The organism is Halopiger thermotolerans, from assembly GCF_054654555.1.
In genome coordinates this window covers 983,063-1,002,342 of the sequence record NZ_BAAIEU010000004.1, presented here as the reverse complement: position 1 = coordinate 1,002,342, position 19,280 = coordinate 983,063, and the positions used below count along the sequence as shown (strand labels likewise).

The window sequence follows — 19,280 nt, the reverse complement described above, 5'->3', positions numbered from 1 at the left end:
AGTCGGCTCTCGCGGCCGATCCGACCTCTCGCGGCCGCACCGATTCTCTCGGCCTCGCGACCCTACCGACTCGAGTTACGAAACACGACGAAAACGGAGATGCGACGGCGACACTCGCTTACTCGCTACCGGTACCAGTACTGGTCCCGCCGTCCGCGCGATCGGGGTCCGACCCGGACGCCGAGCCAGTACCCGAGTCGACGCCGGACTCGAGCACCACCGGCCGCGTCTCCGTCTCGGGGACGGCCGTCGAGCGCTCGAGGACCGACACCGAACTCGAGCCGCCGGCCCCGCCCGCGGGAGCGCTCTCGCGGCGCGACCGATCGGCGCTCTCGTCGCGGACGACCCGCGGCGTGAGGTACTCGCCGTCGACGTCGATCCCGGCCGCCGAACAGAGCCGCTTGAGCACCGAGCGGGCGCCCTCGGTCGTGATCGCCGGCGGAGCGATCGACCGCTCGCGGGCGAGTTCGGTCGCCGTCCGCTCCTCGAGCAGCGATTCGATCTCCTCGTCGTCGTAGCCGCGCTCGCGCAGCACCGTCCTGACGCGGCGGGCGATCGACGGCGCGTGGCGGGTCGGGAACAGCGGCCAGTCGTTCGCGGGCGGATCGAGCGCGACCCGGTAGCGACGCAGCGGCGTTCGCGCCGGCGCGAGCAGAGAGACCTCCTCGAGTCGCTGGGACCGGCCGAGCACGCGGATCGTCCCCGTGTAGAAGTCGACGTCGTCCCACGTCGCGCCCGTCCGCCGGTCGTCCTGAGGGACCCGGAACAGTTCGGACCCCCGCGCTCCGGAGTGGGCGAGGACCGCGACCATCGCGTACTCGCGCAGTCGGTCGCGCCGGTCCTCCCGGTCCGAGCCCCGCTCGCGGTCGGCCGCGAGCGCCCGATCGCGGACGTAGGCCTCGAGCCGCCGGCGCTGCTCGGCCGTCCACTCGCGGTCGGGACGGGAGTCGTCGCTGGGCAGCGGCGCTGTCGCCCGCTCGCTCGCCGCCGGGTTCGCCGCGATGATCTCGCCGCGGGCGCACCACGAGAGGAAGGCCCGGACGACGGCGTAGTAGGTGCCGGCCGTGGCGGGCGCGTACTCCCCGCGGTCGGCGCGGTCGCGCAGCTCGCGGGCGTACGACCGCATGTGTTCGGTCTCGAGCGCCGACAGCGACCGCACGCCGTGCTCGCGCTCGAGCCAGTCGACGAACCGCTCGAGGATCAGTTCGGCCTTGGCGGCGTACGTCCCGCCCGTCTCGGGGCCGTCCGCGTCGCCGACCGTCTTCCGCTGGAGGTAGATCTCGACGGCGTCCGCGACCGTCGCGTCGATTCGGCTCATGGGTGGATCACGTCGGCGAACCGAAGCGGCCGTTCGGAATCGCCACGGTACCGCATTCGTTCGCTACTGTCAGACCCGGCTAAATCTGTGTTTCGGTATTATGCACCTGAGAAGGAATCGAATATTTGCTACGACGCCCGCTCAGATCGACAGTAGCGGAAGCATGACCGCGACGCCGACGGCGAGTCCGCCGACGAGTTCCCGCCGCCCGTCGCCCGGCAGTCCCGCGCCGACGGCTAACGCCTCCGGGATGAACTCGGTGAGCACGAGGTAGATCATCGCCCCCGCGGCGAAGCCGAAGCCGTAGGGGAGAAACTCCCGCGCGATACGGACGAAGCTGAAGGCGATGACCGCGCCGACCGGCTGGGGAAGGCTCGAGAAGACGGCCCACCAGACGAGCTTCCAGTCGCGGACGCCCATCGACGAGAGCGGAATCGCGATCGCGGTCCCCTCGGGCACGTTGTGGATCGAGATCGCGATCGTCATGAAAACCGCCAGCAGCGGCACCGTGAAGCCAAACAGCGCGATCCCGCCCTCGAGGCCGAGGTCGGCGAAGGAGATGCCGATGGCGACTCCCTCCGGGAAACTGTGGACGGTCAAAATTCCGAGGATGAGCACGAGTTTCTTGAAGTCGGCCGCCTCGTACTCACGGGGATCGATGTCGACGTCGAGCAGGACTTCGTGGGCGACGACGACGAGGACGACGCCGGCGGCCAGCCCGACGGCCAGTTCGCCCGGCGTCCCCTCGGCCAGCCCCTCGTCGACGAGGCCGAACACGGACGCCGAGAGCATGATCCCCGACGCGATCCCCCACAGCACGACGTTCCGACGGTCGCTGATCGAATCGAAAAAGAGGAACGGGAGCGCGCCGACTCCGGTCGCCAGCGCGGTGACGAGACCAGCGACGAACACCAGCGCGAGGTTCTCGAGGAGACTCATCCGGATTCGAACCGTGGAACTCGGCGGTTAAATCACCGCGGCTCGTTCCCCGCGGTCGGGAACTCGCGGCGGCCGCCGTCGGCCGACAACTTGCGACTCGGCGCTCGGGACGCGTCACTCGAGATACCCTAGATCGGCGAGTCGATCCTCGACCGCCTCGTCGGCGGTCGCGACGGCATCTTGGTCGTCGGCCCGCGAGTACGACCGCGTCCCCGTCGACTCGACGCAGGGGAGCGGCTGGCCGTCCATCCGGTCGTCGACCGGCACGCCCAGCGACGCCAACACGGTCGGCGCCACGTCGAACAGGTGCGGCTCGCCGAGGTCGGCCGACGGGTCGATCGCCGCCCCGCGGGCCGCGAACGTCCCCTCGAGCTTGTGGTTCCACGGCTCCGAGGGCGGGCCGAACGGCTCGTCCCGAAGCGTCGCCGAGAGGAAGTGCTCGAAGTCGGCCGGGATCGCCACGACGTCGACCGCGCGTTCGCTCTCGGGGCCGTGGAAGAACTCCTCGCGCGGCCGTACCGCCTCGAACACCGGCTCGCCGTCGGGCGTCCTCGCCGAGCGCAAGGCGTCGATGACACGGTTCCGGACCGTCTCGTACTCCGCCTGCGGGACGACGCCCTCGGGCTCCCGGCCCTCAAGGTTGAGCCGGACGCCGAGTTCGATCCGCGAGCGGACGTAGGCCGTCGATTCCGGGAAGTCGACCTGCGTCGCGCCGGCGTTGACGAGGCCAGTCGGCACGTGGGTCGCGACGAGGTCGTAGACGCCGAGTCGCTCGAGGAGCCGTCCGATCCGCTGGCTTGTGAGCCCGACTTTCGCGGCGCCCGCCATGGCTCGTTCGGCGACGCCGGGATCGTGCTCGGTGGCGTCTTCTCCCTGTTTGAGGGTGTCGTCCCGAACCGTCGCCCACGTCGGCATCCCCTCGCCGCCGTTTTCCGTCGCGACGAACCCCCCCTCGCGGAGGTAGTCGTTGACCCGGAACTCGTAGCCGTCGTAGGGTCCCATCCCGTGGTCGCTCGCGACGATCACGGTGTCGGGGTCGTGGGCCTCGAGAATCTCGGCGAGCTGGCGGTCGACCTCGCGGTAGATCGTTCGGATCGCTTCGTCGTTCTCGGGCTCCTCGTGGAAGATCGAGTCGGTCCCCTGGAACTCGACGAAGCCGAACTCGGGATCGAACCGGTCGGCGAGGTACCGGAACGCCTCGCCGCGCATGCGGGCGCAGTCGGCGTAGGCGTCCCCGAGGTCGGCCGCGTCCTCGTCGGGGTAGACCCGATACGCGCCGAGTTCGTCGCGGACCTCCTCGAGGAGCCCCGCGGGGTGACAGTCGGGGTCTTCCGGCGCGGTGTAGCCGGGGATCAACGCGCCGTCGAACTCGCGGGGCGGGTGCGTGACGGGCACGTTGACGACGACGCTCGTGATGCCGTGGTCGTCGAGCAGCTCCCACAGCGCCCGCTCGCGGACGTCGCTTGCGTTGACGACGTCCCAGTCGTAGCCGTCGAAGGAGAGAAAGCCGAAGACGCCGTGCTTGCCGGGGTTCTTGCCGGTGTACAGCGACGGCCACGCCGAGGCCGTCCACGGCGGGATCTGGGACTCGAGCGGACTGCTCGCGCCCCGCTCGTAGATCGACTCGAGCGCCGGGAGGTCGCCGTCCTCGAACATCGGTGCCAGCACGCGGTCGCAGGCGGCGTCGATGCCGACGAGCAGCGTTCGAAGAGAGGATCCGTCGTCCATCGATACCGGCTCCGTCGTCGGGCCCTTTCGTTATGAGCGCGATTACCCGAGCGAGCGCCGGCGGCGCGACCCCGGCCCGCGCTACGGTCGAGCTAACCGTCGACGACGCCCGGTTGCGCGCGCTGACAATCGGGGAACGGACGCGCTACTCGGAGAAAAGGAGGCCTGTCGGCGCTACTTCACGCTGTCGTACAGCGACGCGAGCCGCCGCATTCCCCACTTGCCGTACTCGAGGCTGTAGTAGGTCCGCAGTTCGGGGTTGAACTTCGCCTTGTAGCGGTTGATCCGGCGCGTGTCCGCGCCCACGAGGTCGTACGTCTCGAGGCCGTTCTCGAGGCCGTCCTGCATGATCGCCCAGTCGAGCAGGTCGTTGGTCGGGACGTCGACGTCGGCGTCGGTCCGGACGCCGCCCATCCACCGACCGGTGGTGTCGCCGTACTCGAGCGCCAAGATCCCGCCGACGAACTCCCCGTCGACGCGCAGCGTGTATGGCCGGACGTGGCCGTTCGCGGACTCCTCGGCGAGGTCGAGGACGAACTCGACCGGCACGTCGAAGTCGATGCCCTGGGACTCGTAGCGGTTCTTCACCTGCTCGTGGATCAGTCGGATCTCCTCGGGGCCGCCGACCTCGATCTCGTAGGCGTCCTCGTCGGCGTTGCGGACGTTGCTCCGCGCGTCGCTGCTGAAGGTCATCAGCAGGTCGTCCTCCTCGAGCGTGAGATCGACGGCGTAGGTGTACTCCGGCGTCGCGTCGTACTCGTTCCACTTGAACGGCCGCGAGTCCTCGAACGCAGTCGCGGTCCGGATGTGGCCGTACTTCGGCGCCAGCTCCGACTCGATCCACTCGAAGCAGCCGTCCATGAACCGCTGGCGGCGCCGCTCGCGCTTGCGCTGTTTCAGCTTCCCCATGTTCAGGAACGCAGGGCCGAGGTAGGACACCCGGAGGTGCGGCGGCGGCGAGAACGCCGTCGTCACGAACTGCTTTCTGATCTCGAAGACCGGAAACAGCCCTACCGGCTCTTGGCCCTTGAACCCGATCAGCGGGTGCAAGGTCGCGTCGGCGTGGTCGGCCTGCACCCGCAGCGCCTCGAGTTCGTGACACAGCGTCCCCTGCGGCGATCGCTCGACGTAGCGGTTCCACTTCTCGCGGTCCTCGTCGGTCGCGACGCGGACGTCGACGCTCATGCGCTCGACCACCCGGCGACGGCCGATCGGACGTCGTCGTTGTCGCTGTCAGTCGCTCGGCGTACCATACGCGACCGATCGCTTCACGAGCACTTTGTAAGCAACCTGTTTCCGTCGTCGCGGACTGTCTATCACGACCGCTATCACGTCCGGCGATGGGGAGACCGAGTCCGGTGGCCGGTATAGTCGCCAGCTACGCCGTCCGTTGGCCGCCTGCAGCCGAAATTCGCCTCGAGCGCCCTTCTTTCGCGGCTGCAGAGCCGTCGGAACGCCGCGGGGACGCCGTCGGGACGCTGTCGGGGCGTGCGGCACCGTTTCGACCCCGCGAGCCGAGCGACGTCTCGACCGGTAGTCTCGATGAACCGTCCGTTATACGACGAGTAACAATTATCGAACCGGTCGAGGATCGGATAACTGACGGATAAATGAAAGACCTTCTGATTCGAACGGTTCGGCCGGTCGTCGCCGTCGGCCAGGGAACCAGGCGCCTCGCCGCACGAACGCCGACCGATCTGGTCGCCGTCGCCGGATTCGTCGCCGTCGCGACCCTCCTCCTGACGGTCGTCGACGTCGCCTCGCCGGTCGTGCGGGCCGCGGTCGGATTTCCGCTGTTGTTCCTCGCGCCCGGCTACGCGATCGTCGCGGCGCTGTTTCCCCGCGCGACCCCGCTCGAGGCGTCGACGGGGTTCGGAATCGGCCAGACGCGTGACGTGACGGAGGTCGAACGCGCCGCGCTCGCGTTCGGGCTGAGCTTCGCGTCGCTGCCGTTGCTCGGACTGGCCATCGCGGCCCTCTCGCTGGACTTTACGGGTCCCGTCCTCGTCGGCGCCGTCAGCGGGTTCGTCCTGGTCACCGTCGCGATCGCCGCCGTCCGTCGGTTCCTGGTCCCCGCCCAGGATCGGTATCGACTCCGCCTCGTTCGCAAGCTCGGAGCCGTCCGCGCCGCGATCTTCGGCACGGGTTCGACGGTGCACACGGCGATCAACGTCGTCCTGGTCGTCAGCATGCTGATCGCGATGACGAGCGTCGGGTACGCGCTCGTCTCGCCCCAGCAGGGCGAGCAGTACACCGAGCTGCGGCTCCTCGGCGAGAACGACTCCGGCGACCTCGTCGCGGCCAACTACACGACCGAGATCGAGTCCGGCGAGCCCGTCCCGCTCACGATCGCCGTCGAAAACCGAGAGGGGACGGCGACCGAGTACACGGCCGTCGTCCAGGAACAGTGGCTCGAGGACGGATCGGTACTCGAGCGAACAGAACACCAGCGCGTCGAGTACGAGGTCGGCGACGGCGAGACCGTGACCGACGAGCGATCGGTGACCCCGGCCGCCGAGAGCGGCGACGTCCGCATCGCGGTGTTACTCTACGAGGGCGACGTGCCGGACACGCCGACCGTCGACAACGCGTACCGATCGGCCTACCTCTGGGTCGACATCTCCGACGAGCTCGAGGCCGAGTCGGACGGCTAGCGAGGCAGGGCCGTTTTCTCGCGCTCGCGTACTCGCGGTCGTCCGTGCGTTCACGGGCGTCGTTCTACCGTGGGCCCACAGGTGTCACAGGTGTCGTTCTACCGTCGGTCGTCCCGGTCGTCTCCCCGTCGTCTGTCCGTTCTCCCGATCGTCCGTCTGAATCGTCGCGGTTCGTCGGCTGACCTGTGTCTGTCCGTCGTTTCGTCGCTGCCCGTCGCCAGCCCGTCTTCCGTCGGGCGCTCGTCGTCCGATTCGCTGCGCTGGATTCGTACGTCCTCGAGGCTCGGGTTCCGTTCGTGCTGTTGTCGGACTGTCGTCTGCGACGGCCCGCTCGAGTACGATCACTTCGACGCGACTCGACGGCGGGTATCGCACCGCTTACGGTCGACAACGAGCGAATAACAAGGCCCGCGATCGGCGAACGACGCGATAGTTCGAATGTCAACACAGTCACCCGTCGGCGATCCGCTTCGAAACGTAGCGCTCGCGCTCGGCTTCCTCGCGGTCGCCGCCAGCGCGCTCGTCGCGCGTGCGAATCCGGCGACCGAGTACGAGCTTTCGATCTACGCGATGACTCCCACGGCGGTCTGGGCCGGCCTGCTGGTCGCGCTGGCCGCGTCGCTCGCCGTCGCGTTCGGTCCGTCCCGGAGCGACGGACGAGCGACCCGGCCGCTCGCGATCCTCCTCGGCGGTCTCGGAATGACCGTGTTCGTCGGCCTCCCGATCGTTCGCGGCTACCGCTTTCTAGGCCACTACGACGCGTTAACGCACCTCGGCTGGGCGCGCGCCATCGCGGAGGGCACGATCGTCCCGTTCGACCTCTATTATCCGGCCATCCACACGGTGACGGTCTTCATCCACTCGACGCTGAACCTGCCCCTCTCGCAGTCGATGCTGCTCATGGTCCTGCTGGCCGTCCTGGTCTTCTGTACGTTCGTTCCCCTTTGCGTCCGGACGATCGTTCCCGCGGACCGCGGCCGCGCCGCGGCGATCGGCGCCTTCGCCGCCTTCCTCCTGCTGCCGATCACGACGATCTCGATGTTCCTCGAGGCGCACGCGATGTCCCAGGCCGTGCTGTTCTCGGCGCTGCTCGTGTACCTCGTCCTCAAGTACGTTCAGCCGGGTCGAGCGAGCGTTTCCCGCCCCGCGTCCGCGATCGGCGTCGCCCTCGCGTTCGTCTCGGTCGCGACCGTCGTCTACCACCCCCAGCTCGTCGCCCACCTGATCGCCGTCTTCCTCGGGATCTGTACGCTCCAGTTCCTCGCGCGCCGCGTCGCCGACGGCGGGCGGATGGCCGGCCAGACGACGCTGTACGGCCACTCGCTGTTTCTGATCGGCCTCTTTCTGGTGTGGATCTCGAACTACGATTTCTTCGGCGGCATGTTCGAGCACTTCTTCGGGTCGGCCATCGAGTTCCTGCTCGAGGGAGGCGGCCGGGCGGCCGACGCCGTCGCGGGGCAGGGGGCCTCGCTCTCGGCGATCGGCAGCAGCCTCGTCGAGATTTTCTTCAAGCTGTTCACCCCGGAACTGGTGTTCCTGATCCTCGTCGCCGCGCTCGCGCTCGCCGCGCTCGTCCGCCGAAACTCGAATTGGGTTGCGGCGGTTCGGGCCGAAACGACGTACTTCCTCGGCGCGTTAGCCGCGCTCGTTCCGCTGTTCGGAATCTACTTCCTCGCGCCGAACTCGAAGATGCACTTCCGGGTCTTCGGACTGATGTTGCTGTTCGTGACGATTCTCGGTGCGGTCGCGATCCACGGCGTCACGGCCCGGTTTTCGGGCGACCGCGATCGATCGCGACTCGTCGCCGGCCATCCGGTCGTCGCCGTCGGATTCGCCCTGTTGTTGGTCCTGTCGCTTGTGGCCGTGATCCCGTCCCCGTACATCTACAAGGCGTCGCCGCACGTCAGCGACGCGCAGATGAACGGCTACGAGACCGCGTTCGAAAACCGAAACGAGGACATCGAGATGCTCGGCTTACGGGGCGGACCGAACCGGTTCGACGACGCGATCAACGGGAACGAGGAGCGAATGCACGGCCACCCGAATCTCGACGCGTCGTCGTTCGGCACACCCCTCGCGTCGCAGTACGACGGGGACAGATACCTCGCACTGACGCAGGTCGATTACGAACGCGAGCTGAACGCGTACAACGAGCTCCGGTACACCGAGGCTGAACTCGACTCGATCGCAACGCAGCCCCACGTGAATCGCGTCCAGTCCAACGGCGGGTTTACCCTCTACTACGTCGACGCCGAATCGACCCTCGAGTAGGGGCGTCGCGGCCGCGCTCTCGGACCCGGCGTCCCTCCGCCGCCGTCGCTTCTCGTTTCAATCGACCGCAAACAGCCGCACGTTCGGCGTGAAATCCGGTAGCAGATCAATAACAAGGGCTCGGTCGCGCTAGCGTTCGCGGTGAATGCCGGACATCGAACGCCAGTATCGGACCCCGTCGCACCGAATCGGATCGTCGGACCCCCGGCCGTCGCCGCTCGAGCGCGAGCGGCCAGCGAGGACGGCGACCGGCCGTTTCCGGCGGGTTCCCCCCGCAGTCGAACCGCGGATCGACGGCCTCGAGCCGACGCCGACGGCCGACGGGTCGTAAACCCATGTCGGCAACCGACGAGCTCGTCAGCGGATTCAAGGCGAATCTGGCCGCCAAGGTCGTCGAGGTCGGCGTCAACGGCCTGCTCGTGCTCCTCCTGACGAACGTCTTCCTGACGACCGGGGAGTACGGACTGCTCTACCTGGCGATCTCGATCTGCAGCGTGGCGATCTTCTTCAGCCGGATGGGGTTCGCCAAGTCCGCCGCGCGCTACGTCACCGAGTACCGCGAGACGGATCCGTCGAAGATCCCGTTCATCGTCCGGCGCGCGCTGGCGTTCAACGCGGTCGCGATCGCGATCGTCGCGGGGACGGTCCTCGCGTTCCGCGGGCGGATCGCCGCGCAGTTTGGCGAACCCGACCTGGTCTGGCTGCTCTCGATCGGGTTCCTCTTTATCGTCGCCCGGACGCTGCACTCGTTCGGGTACTTCCTCTGTCAGGGGTTCAACCGCGTCTCCTGGAGCGCGCTGCTGTTGATCGTCGCGAACCTCGGTATCCTCGCGTCCGTCCTGTCGCTGCTCGCGCTCGGGTTCGGCGTGGCCGGGGCGCTGTTCGGATACGTGATCGGCTACGCGCTGAGCGCGACGCTCGGACTGACCGTCCTCTACCGGTGGGTGTCGCGCGCCGACTGGAACGCGGGCGGTGACGCCGGTGCGACCGAGTCGACCGAAAGCGAAGACACGGCGGAGACCGAGAGCCTCACCCGACGGCTCGTTGAGTACAGCCTGCCGCTCACCGTCACCGGCGCCGCGTCGATCCTCTACAAACGGGTCGACATCGTGCTCGTCGGGGCGATCCTCTCACCCGTCGCGGTCGGCTACTACACCCTGGGCAAGCAGCTGACCGAGTTCGTGACCGCGCCCGCCAGTTCGCTCGGGTTCGCGCTCGCCCCCGCCTACGGTGAGTCGAAGTCGAGCGACGACCTCGAGCGGGCCGCCGAGATCTACCGGACGACGTTCGAGTACAACCTGCTCTTTTACGTCCCGGCCGCCGCCGGCATCGCGCTGGTCGCGGATCCGGCCATTCGGTACGTCTTCGGAGCGGGCTACCTCGGCGCAATTCCGATCGTGCAGGTGCTCGCGGCGTTCGTCGTCCTCCAATCGATTAACAAGATCACCGACGACGCGCTCGATTTCCTCGGACGCGCCCGCCACAGAGCCCTCTCGAAGGGCGGAACGGCGGTACTCAACTTCGTCCTCAACCTCGTGTTCCTGCCGACGATCGGCGTCGTCGGCGCGGCGCTGTCGACGGTGATCAGCTACGCGATCATGGTCGGAATCAACGTCTATCTGATCCACTCGGAACTGTCGCTCCCGCTCCGGTCGCTCTTCCGGACGGCCCTGACGGTGTGCACCATCGCGCTCGGCATGTCGCTGATCGTCGTGCTGGGCCTGCCATACGTCTCGAGCGTCGTCTCCTTGGTCGCGATCGTCTGTCTCGGCGTCGCCAGCTGGCTCGCGCTGGCGGTCACCAGCGGGCTGCTGGATCTGCGCCGGGCCGTCGCCCAGCTGAGTTAACGGCGCCGACGCCGTCACCTAGTTTTCGCTCGAGCGGTTCGATACGCCCTCGCTTCGGCTCGCTCGCGTACCGTCCTCCGGGGCCCGAAGGTGTCCGTCCTCCGGCTTGCGGCGCCGACCAGTTCCGGCCGCCACGTTCACGTCGGCGAGTTTATTCTCTTTCCCTGACGATCAGCCAGCCGTGACTGTACTGTTATAAAGACTAATCAGTTGAAGAGATTCTTACTTCGACGAACTGTTCCTGAACCGCAGTGTATGACTACCAACGAGGAGTCTGGCTCGGATTCCGACGAACGAACGCTGGTCGGTCGACGCTCCTATATCAAAGCGGCCGCGAGCGCGGTCGCGCTCGGCGCCGCTGGCTCCGCTGCGGCCGCCGGCGAGGACTACGACGTCATCGAGGTCCCCGCCGGGGAGACGCACACGATCACGCTCGGTAGCGGCGACACGCTCGAGAACACGCTGATCGACATTTCGGCGCGGAACGCAAAGTTCCAGATCAGCGCGCGCGGTTCGGGCTGGGAGGTGCGCAACGTCGGCATCCGCGGTAACTGGGACGAGACGCAGAAGGCCGAGCCGTTCATCGTCAGCGGCGACGGCGTCATCGACAACTTCTACTTCGCGGACGGGGCGACGGGCGACACGTATCCGAACGGCCCCACGGGAATCTACGTCGCGAACTCTCACAGCGGCACGATTCGGATCAACAACGTCAACATTCAGGACATGCCCGACAACGCGATCTACGGTAGCTCGCCGGGCGACCTGCCCTCCCACCCCAGCGGCGGCGGCGGTGGCGGCGACGTGATCATCACCAACAGCTACGCGGCCAACTGCGTCTCCTCCTCGTTCCGCGTGGGCACGGACGGCAGCCGCGTCGAGAACTGCGTCTCCGTCGGCTCCGACTGTGGGTTCTGGGCGTTCTACAACGCGCCGAAAGCCGTGAACTGCGACTTCTCCGACTCGGACCTCGGGGACATCCGCGTCGGCGACGGCCACTGGCAGGACAACGCGCGACCGCGCCTCGAGAACGTCCGCTACGAGACGGAACACGTTCACTCGGGTTCGATCGACGGCTCGTCCGCGGGCGCGCCCCGGCGCACCTCCCCCGAGGAAGTCGAGGGCGTCCCACTTTCGGCCGAGGAGGCCGCGTCGGGCGGCGGCAGCGACGGTACCCCCACACAACCGGGAAGCGGCGAGGAGCCGGACGAGAACACCGGCGACGACGGCGAGGAACGCGAGGGCCACCTCCTCGCGTTCGTCACGAAACCCGAGGCGCGGAACGCCGAGTACGAGTTCACGGCGGAGGGCGCCGTCGAACTCGCGGACGCCGACTACGAGAGTCCCTCCGGCAAGGCGATCGGCGCCAACGGCAACGACACCATCGAGGAGTCGGACGGTACGACCCGCGTCAGCGGCCTCACCGGCGGCGGCTACGGTGACGCCTACCGCGTGCAGGGACCGGTCACGTCGATCGATATCGCCCAGCCCGACGTGATGTGGGTGGAGCTCGACGGCGAGAAGCTGTCCGTCGAGGAGGTCATCGAAGCGACGTCCGGCGACGAGAGCGACGACGAGGACGGCGCGAGCGACAACCTCCTCGCGTTCGTCACGAAACCCGAGGCGCGGAACGCCGAGTACGAGTTCACGGCGGAGGGCGCCGTCGAACTCGCGGACGCCGACTACGAGAGCCCGTCCGGCAAGGCGATCGGCGGCAACGGCAACGACACGATCGAGGAGTCGGACGGTACGACCCGCGTCAGCGGCCTCACCGGCGGCGGCTACGGCGACGCCTTCCGCGTGCAGGGCCCGGTCACGTCGATCGACATCGCCCAGCCCGACGTCATGTGGGTCGAACTCGACGGCGAGAAGCTGTCCGTCGAGGAGGTCATTGAGGCGACGTCCGGCGACGGGAACGACGGCAACGGGGACGACGGCTCCGGAGATCGGCCGTCGAACGCGCTCGTCATCGACGCGACCGAGACCGGCGAGTCGGCGAAGTACCGCTTCGAGGTCTCCGGTTCGGTCGAGAAGGCGACCCACCGGAACGCCACGATCGACGACGGCGACAGCGTCGACGGCACCGCAGTGGAGGGCTCCGTCGACGGTTCGAAGGACGCTTACTGGTTCAGCGGTGACATCACGGACTTCTGGCTGAACGGGAACGCGCTCGTCGACGTCGAGTACAACGCCCGGTAACGCCGCGATTCGAAAATCGACCCGTTCGCTCGCTTCGGTTTCGGCGGCTCTACGTCGACTACCCGAGACTCACTTCAGCGAGCCGCTGACGGTGCTGTAGACCGACTTCGCCAGCGTCATCTCGAGCCCCTCCGACTCGACGGCGTAGTAGGGCCGGAGCTCGCCGTTGAACTTCCCCTTGTACTCGCAGAGCCGTTCGGTGTTCGCGCCGACCAGATCGTACCCCGTGATCGACTCGAGTTCGGGATCGGTGACGACGTCCTCGAGGATGACTCGGTGGAGGAGGTTGTTGACGCTGACGTGCTCGTAGGAGGCGACGACGCCGCCCTGCCAGTAGTAGGCCAGATCGTTCGAGAACAGCGTGATGATGCCGCTCTTGTACTCGCCGTCCGGCGTTCGGGCGACGTAGACGCGCCAGCAGTCGTCGTCCAGCGACGAGAGCAGATCCCGCAGGAAGGGCCTGGTCATCGGAGCGGTGTCGTCGTACTCCGCGTACTGATCGACGACGTCCTCGTAGATCCGCAGCGCCGACTCGATCCCCTCCTGCTCGATCGTCAGGTCCAGGTCGTCGTAGCGGCGCATCTCGTTGCGGAGGCTCTTGCTGAACCCCGACATCGCGTCCTCGACGTCCGCACAGTCCTCGAGGTCGACGACGTAGGTGAACTTCGGCTCGGTCGTGAACCCGTTCCAGTCGTAGGGACGGGGGTCGTCGTAGCCGACCGGACAGGTCATCCGGAACAGCGTCGAGCGCTTGTCGGTCTCGAGGTCGGCCGCGACGGCCTCGGCGAGTTCGCCGTTGATGCGCTCCCACTTGCGGCGCTTCGGGCTGTTCGGGTTGATGATCGGACCCAGGCGGGGAACGCCAAGGGAGACGGGCGGCGAGAAGACCGTGCGGCCGACGGACTTCTCGTCGACGAAGACCGGGAGGAGGCCGACCGCCTGCTGTCCCTTGAAGGCGCCGTAGAGGCGCATCTCGGCGTCGGTGTGGGCGTCGAGGACGGTCAAGGCGTCGGGCTCGTGGAACACCTCGAACCCGGACCGGGGCAGCGCCTCGCCCCACTCGGCGAGCGTCAGTCGTTCGATGTCCATGTGTGTCGTCCTGCGACGACTATTCGTTTTGTTATCTCGTTGCTACCGGACGGTAACGGCTGCGGAACCGTCCACTGGCGGTACACGAACTACACGACGGCGATCGCCGATCGATCGAGCACAAAATCGAGGACTCGAGCGTCCGGAACGAGACGGAAAACGAGGGGCAAGGACGGCCAAATCGATCGGAACGGCGCTCCGGAGTCGCACGCAGGCGCTAGTCCTCGAGCGTCGAGAGAATCCGCCGCCAGTCCTCGCTGGCCTCGTCCGTGCCGAACTCCTCCCGGACTGACGGCGCGGCGTCCGCGAGCGCCGCCCGGTAGTCCGGCTCGTCCAGACAGCGCGCCATCGCCCGGGCGAACGCCGCCGGCGTCCGCTCGTCGACGACAATTCCGTTCTCGCCGTCAGTGACGACGTCCGGCACCGAGCCGACCGGCGGGACGATCGGCGCGAGCCCCGATGCCGTCGCCTCGAGCAGCGCCAGCGGCAGGGCGTCGCGCCGCGAGGTGAGCACGAAGGTGTCCGAGCGCCGGTAGTACGACAGCGGGTCGTCTACCCAACCCGGCAGATCGATGCGGTCCTCGAGGCCGTGTGCGGCGATTTCGTCGATAACTGCGGTTCGATCGGATCCGGTGCCGACCATCGCCGCCTGAAAGTCGTGGCCGTCCGCCTCGAGCTGCGCGAGCGCCCTGACGAACAGGAGCGGGTCCTTCTCCGCGCTGAAGCGGCCGAGCCAGACGAAGTCGTACTCGGCGTCGATATCGGCCGGAATCGGGTGGTAGGTGTCGACGTCGATCGCGTTCGTCAGGATTTCGACCCGCTCCTCGGGGACGCCCATTCGGACGAGTTCCCGCGCGTGGGCGGAGCCGGGAACCGAAATCGCGTCGAACTGCCTGAACGCCCAGCGCGGCCCGGCGCCGTACCACTGCCTGGCGTGGTGGTCGAGGTCGATGCCGATGATCCCCAGGTGTGCCGGATAGCCGTAGACGGCCTTCAGCGCGAGCGCGTAGAGCCCATAGGGCAACAGCGAGATCGACGCGACGGCGTCGTACTCGTTCCGGTACCCCTCGTAGAGCGCGACGAAAAAGAGGAGGAGGATCCGCAGGAGGCGCGGCCCGATATCGGGCACCTGCACGTACTCCGCGTCGTCGATCGCGTACTCCGGCTCGAGGCAGACGAGCGTCGTCTCGCCGGCGACCTCCGCGAGCGGGCCGTAGTGGCGCTCGTTCTTGTGCGCGAGGCCGGTGAGCACGAGTACGCGCGCGTCGCCGCCCGCGTCCTCGTCGGGGATCGGTCGCCGCCACCGCGCTCTGGAGTCGGCCGGCGCCGGCGTCTCGTCGCGGTCGGTCGCCGGCTCGGCGGCCTCGTTCGTCGATCGTCCGCTGGCGTCGCCGCTCGAGGCCGTCGCGTCCCGCTCGTCCGTCCGTTCGGCAGTCGTTTCGCTCATGCTTCTACGGGTTCGGCTCGGTCCTCGCGCTCGCGGTCGGCGTCGGCCTCGAGACACGCCAGCAGGAACTCCGACATCGCGTAGGACATCCAGCCCTGACACCACCGCATCAATGTCACGCGCTTGGTGTGGTGGCGGTACTTGCGGTAGTAGAACCGGCCTTCCTCGCCCTCGACCTGCATGTTCGCGAGCGCCCACCGGAGGATCCGCTCGGCGAACTCGAGGTCGCCCTCCCGGGTGAAGACGAGAATGCCCTGCGTGCTGGCGTGGATGTCCCGGGGGTAGGCGCTCTCCTCGTCGAAGTTCGGCGCGCCGTCGAGTTCGAACAGCTCCTCGCGGTAGAACTCGACGGCGTCCTCGAGGGTGTCGCTGTACCGATCCGCGTCGACGACCTCGCGGTAGCGCTGGAACGCCTCGATGACGAACCCGTTGTGGTGGTTGTCCATCGAGAGGTGCGACGCGTCCGCCGGGAGCCGGTAGGGCCAGCCGCCCCGCTCCGTCTGATTGGCCGCGATGTGATCGAAGATCTTCGTCGCGCGCTCGCGGAGCTCCTCGTCGCCGAAGTACTCGTAGAGGTCGACCAGCATCTGCGCCCCGAGGGCGGCCGCGTTGATCGTGTAGGAGTCCTCCGGGTGGTTGAGGTGGTAGTCGACCTTCGCGCCGTCCTCGACCTCGCGGTAGTTCAGGTCTTCGACCATGAAGTCGACCGCCGTGCGCGCGATCTCGGCGTACTCCTCCCGCCCCTCGTGTTCGGCGATCCGCAGGAGCGCCTGGACCGCGAACGAGGTCGAAACGATGTCCGGATCGCTGGGCACGCCCTTCGTGCGGAGGTGCTGGATCTCGTGACGGTGGCCGCCGCAGAAGCCGCTGTAGCCGGAGATACGCTCCTCGAGGAGCCACTCGGCCAGTCGCTCGGCCTCCCCGAGCGGATCGAAGCCAGGGTCGTTTCGCTTCCCCCGCTCGGCCAGGAGGTCGTGGTAGTTCAGGTTCGCCATCGAGAACAGCGCCGCCCCCATGTAGTTGCGCCGGTGTTCGACGCGCAACAGCGGCCTGATATCGACCGGCGTCCGCTTGACGAGTTCCTGCACCGCCAGATTGAGGAATCGGTTCTCGACGGGCAGCGCCTGCAGCAGTTGGCTGCTCATCCCGTCGCCGTAGTCCGGCCCGATGTAGTCCCGCCGGCGCGCGTACGCGAGCGCCGAATCGAGCACGGAGACGTACCGATCGAGGTCTCGAGTGCGCGGTCCCACCGCCCGGTCGTCCGGCGCGTGAAGTCCTTGCGACTGCATTGACGGGACCCTCACCCGGTCGTCCTATTATTATACGGCTGTTACCGCCCCGGCCGGCGGCCAAGGGATCGACTGCCGACGTTCCCGCCGTCCGTTACAGTCGGTACGAGCTAGATAACAAACCCGCTCGACGGGGGCGTTCACGGTACGGTGCCTCCAGCATGAAGTACCTGTTTTTCACGAACACCCCGGCGCACGTCCATCTGTACAAACACGCCGTCCGGCGGCTGCGCGACCGCGGCCACGAGGTGCTCGTGCTCGCTCGCGACTACACCTGCACGGTGGATCTCCTCGAGTGGTACGAGCTTCCGTACGCGGTGTACGGGGCCTGCGACACCTCCAAGGGGTCGCTGCTGAGCCGCCTGCCGGCCCACTACGCGCGCGCGATCACGCAGGCGCGGCGCTTCGATCCCGACCTCGTCTTCGGCATGGGCGGCTACGCGGCCCATACCGGCGCCGTCCTGCGGACGCCGACGGTGCTGCTCATCGACTCCGAGCCCGCGTCGTTCGACCACACGATCTCGACGCCGTTCGCCCGCGCCGTCCTGACGCCGAATACGTTCCGGAAGAACCTGGGCCGGAACCACTACGTCTTCCCCGGCTTCAAGGAGTGCGCGTACCTCCACCCCGAGATCTACGAGCCGAACCCGTCGATCCGCGACCGCCTCGAGCTCGGAGCCGACGAACCCTACGTCATCCTCCGGCTCAACGCCTTCGGCTCGCAACACGACGTCGGCAAGGAGGGGCTCACGGCCGAGGATCGCCGCCGGATCGTCGACCGGCTCAGCGAGGACGCGACGGTGCTCGTCTCCGACGAGAGCGGGGAGGCCGACCTCGAGGGGCTGCCGGCCCGCCCCTTCGATCTCCATCCCGCCTTGATGCACGACGCGCTCGCCGAAGCCGAGTTGCTGGTCGCGGACACGCAGACGATGGTCACCGAGGCCGCGCTGCTCGGGACGCCCGCGATCCGCTCGAACTCCTTCGTCGGCGACGACGACATGGGCAACTTCGTCGCGCTCGAAGAGCAGGGACTGATCCGCAACGTGACCTCGGCCGACGAGATCGTCGAGCACGCGGTGCCGCTGCTCGCGGCCGATGACGTCGACGAGACGTGGCAGCGCCGGCGCAACGCCTTCCTCGCGGACACGGTGAACCTCACCGAACTGATCGTCGACGTGGCGACCGCCCGCGGTCACGTCGACGGCCTCGACGCCCTCGCCCAGTTCGGGCAGCGCCAGCCGGCCGACCCCGACCGGGCGCTCGGGGTCGGCGGCGACTAAACCGGCGTTCGCCGGGCTCGAGGCCGGCGGTCTCGTGGCGTAGCTCGTTCTTCGCTCGAGGTCGACGCGAAATGCCGATCGTTGATCGCTTCGGTCCGGGTGCAAGCCATCGACGCCCGTCGTATTATACGCCTGTGAGACCTCCGTTCGCTCGAGAGATGATCGTCGAACCGTCCTTCCCTCGCGGGCCGTCGCCGCGTCTGAACGACGATGGATAACGAGAACTCGCTCCGGGGCTGGTTTCTGTTCGGCGCGAATCGCCTGACCGTGACGGCGGTCCTGACCGTCGCCTGTTTCGTTCTCCTGACGGTCTTCAGCGCGCTCGATATCCCAATCGAGTCGATGCTGGCCGACGGAGACACGGTCGAGACGCTGTTTCAGACCCTCGTCGGCGTGCTCATCACCGGCATGACCCTCGTCGTCTCGATCAACCAGCTCGTGCTCTCCGAGGAGTTCGGCTCGCTCGGCCGACAGCGCGAGCGGATGGACAAGTCGATGGCGTTCAGGAAAGACTCCGAACGGGAGTTTCAGTGGACCGGTCCCCCGGAACCCGAGCGGTTCCTGAGCACGCTCATCAACACGAGCGTCGATCGGGCCAGAGCGGTGCAGGAGGCCGTAGACGAGAACGACGATCAGCTTCTTCAGGAACGGGTCGATCAGCTCGTCGACCGGATCGCTACCAGCGCCGACGAGATCACCGACGAGTTAGCAGACGCTCCCTTCGGGGAGTTCACGATCATGCGGGCCGCCCTCTCGTACAATTACTCGTGGAAGATCTACCTCGTGCGCCGACTGTACTGGGAACACCAGGAGAGCATCGACGACGAGACGCGGGAGGCGATCGACGATCTGGTCGACATCCTGCAACTGTTCGGGCCGGCGGAGGAGTTCTTCAAGGCCCACTACCTCCAGTGGGAACTGGTCAACTTGTCCCGACGGATCCTCGTCACGGGCATTCCGGCGCTCATCCTCTCGATCTACGCGTCGCTCTACCTGAAACCCGAGGTCGCGTCGGGAGCGGTGCTGGATATCCCAACCATCGTCTGGCTCATCAACGGCGGCGTCACGATCGCGCTGATCCCGTTTTTCATCTTCACGGCGTACGTCCTCCGGACGGCCTCGATCGCGAAGGAATCGGGCGCGATCGGCCCGTTCGTCCTCCACGAGTCGGAGCGGGCGCCGCTCATCGACTGGGAGGAATAAGCGGACGTTCCGCGGC

The 19,280-nt window shown here is 67.5% G+C and carries 13 protein-coding genes; 6 read left to right on the top strand and 7 right to left on the bottom strand.

Going from position 1 to position 19,280, the window contains the following annotated elements; translation table 11 throughout:
- Window positions 1-118 precede the first annotated feature (118 nt).
- The 4 genes from ACYQ26_RS12645 to ACYQ26_RS12630 all read right to left on the bottom strand — a co-directional run bounded on the left by ACYQ26_RS12645 (window position 119) and on the right by ACYQ26_RS12630 (window position 5,170).
- On the bottom strand, window positions 119-1,318 hold the full coding sequence (locus ACYQ26_RS12645) for a tyrosine-type recombinase/integrase (RefSeq protein ID WP_459809257.1): 1,200 nt from the start codon (window positions 1,316-1,318) through the stop codon (window positions 119-121).
- A gap of 141 nt (window positions 1,319-1,459) precedes the next feature.
- Window positions 1,460-2,257 (bottom strand): ZIP family metal transporter, encoded by a 798-nt coding sequence (locus ACYQ26_RS12640; RefSeq protein WP_459809256.1) that lies wholly within the window; start codon window positions 2,255-2,257, stop codon window positions 1,460-1,462.
- Between the two features lie 114 nt (window positions 2,258-2,371).
- Window positions 2,372-3,985: an alkaline phosphatase family protein gene (locus ACYQ26_RS12635; protein WP_459809255.1), complete on the bottom strand. Its 1,614-nt coding sequence runs from the start codon at window positions 3,983-3,985 to the stop codon at window positions 2,372-2,374.
- Window positions 3,986-4,159: 174 nt separating this feature from the next.
- Window positions 4,160-5,170 (bottom strand): lipid II:glycine glycyltransferase FemX, encoded by a 1,011-nt coding sequence (locus ACYQ26_RS12630; RefSeq protein ID WP_459809254.1) that lies wholly within the window; start codon window positions 5,168-5,170, stop codon window positions 4,160-4,162.
- Between the two features lie 425 nt (window positions 5,171-5,595).
- On the opposite strand from ACYQ26_RS12630, the gene ACYQ26_RS12625 reads away from it, so the two are divergent.
- The 4 genes from ACYQ26_RS12625 (at window position 5,596) to ACYQ26_RS12610 (ending at window position 12,956) form a co-directional block, all read left to right on the top strand.
- Window positions 5,596-6,639, top strand: a complete 1,044-nt coding sequence (locus ACYQ26_RS12625) for a DUF1616 domain-containing protein (RefSeq protein ID WP_459809253.1) — start codon at window positions 5,596-5,598, stop codon at window positions 6,637-6,639.
- A gap of 438 nt (window positions 6,640-7,077) precedes the next feature.
- Window positions 7,078-8,910 (top strand): MFS transporter, encoded by a 1,833-nt coding sequence (locus ACYQ26_RS12620; RefSeq protein ID WP_459809252.1) that lies wholly within the window; start codon window positions 7,078-7,080, stop codon window positions 8,908-8,910.
- Window positions 8,911-9,245: 335 nt separating this feature from the next.
- A complete protein-coding gene (locus ACYQ26_RS12615; RefSeq protein ID WP_459809251.1) occupies window positions 9,246-10,757 on the top strand; it encodes a flippase in 1,512 nt (503 codons plus the stop codon).
- Between the two features lie 255 nt (window positions 10,758-11,012).
- Entirely contained in the window at window positions 11,013-12,956 is a 1,944-nt protein-coding gene (locus ACYQ26_RS12610; protein ID WP_459809250.1) for a putative sodium/potassium/calcium exchanger, read from the top strand.
- 69 nt (window positions 12,957-13,025) lie between these two features.
- Here the strand turns inward: ACYQ26_RS12610 and ACYQ26_RS12605 are convergent, their stop codons facing one another.
- The 3 genes from ACYQ26_RS12605 to ACYQ26_RS12595 form a co-directional block, all read right to left on the bottom strand.
- Entirely contained in the window at window positions 13,026-14,045 is a 1,020-nt protein-coding gene (locus tag ACYQ26_RS12605; protein ID WP_459809249.1) for a GNAT family N-acetyltransferase, read from the bottom strand.
- Window positions 14,046-14,262: 217 nt separating this feature from the next.
- The gene (locus ACYQ26_RS12600) at window positions 14,263-15,492 is read right to left on the bottom strand and encodes a glycosyltransferase (RefSeq protein WP_459809248.1); all 1,230 of its coding nucleotides are present in this window, start codon (window positions 15,490-15,492) and stop codon (window positions 14,263-14,265) included.
- The gene (locus ACYQ26_RS12595) at window positions 15,489-16,781 is read right to left on the bottom strand and encodes a prenyltransferase/squalene oxidase repeat-containing protein (protein WP_459809247.1); all 1,293 of its coding nucleotides are present in this window, start codon (window positions 16,779-16,781) and stop codon (window positions 15,489-15,491) included. The genes ACYQ26_RS12600 and ACYQ26_RS12595 overlap by 4 nt, the downstream gene beginning before the upstream one ends.
- 161 nt (window positions 16,782-16,942) lie before the next feature.
- Between ACYQ26_RS12595 and ACYQ26_RS12590 the strand changes: the two genes are divergently transcribed.
- Both ACYQ26_RS12590 and ACYQ26_RS12585 read left to right on the top strand, forming a co-directional pair.
- Window positions 16,943-18,061, top strand: coding sequence for a DUF354 domain-containing protein (locus ACYQ26_RS12590; protein WP_459809246.1), 1,119 nt, complete (start codon window positions 16,943-16,945; stop codon window positions 18,059-18,061).
- Window positions 18,062-18,271: 210 nt separating this feature from the next.
- Window positions 18,272-19,264, top strand: coding sequence for a DUF7972 family membrane protein (locus ACYQ26_RS12585; protein ID WP_459809245.1), 993 nt, complete (start codon window positions 18,272-18,274; stop codon window positions 19,262-19,264).
- Window positions 19,265-19,280 lie beyond the last annotated feature (16 nt).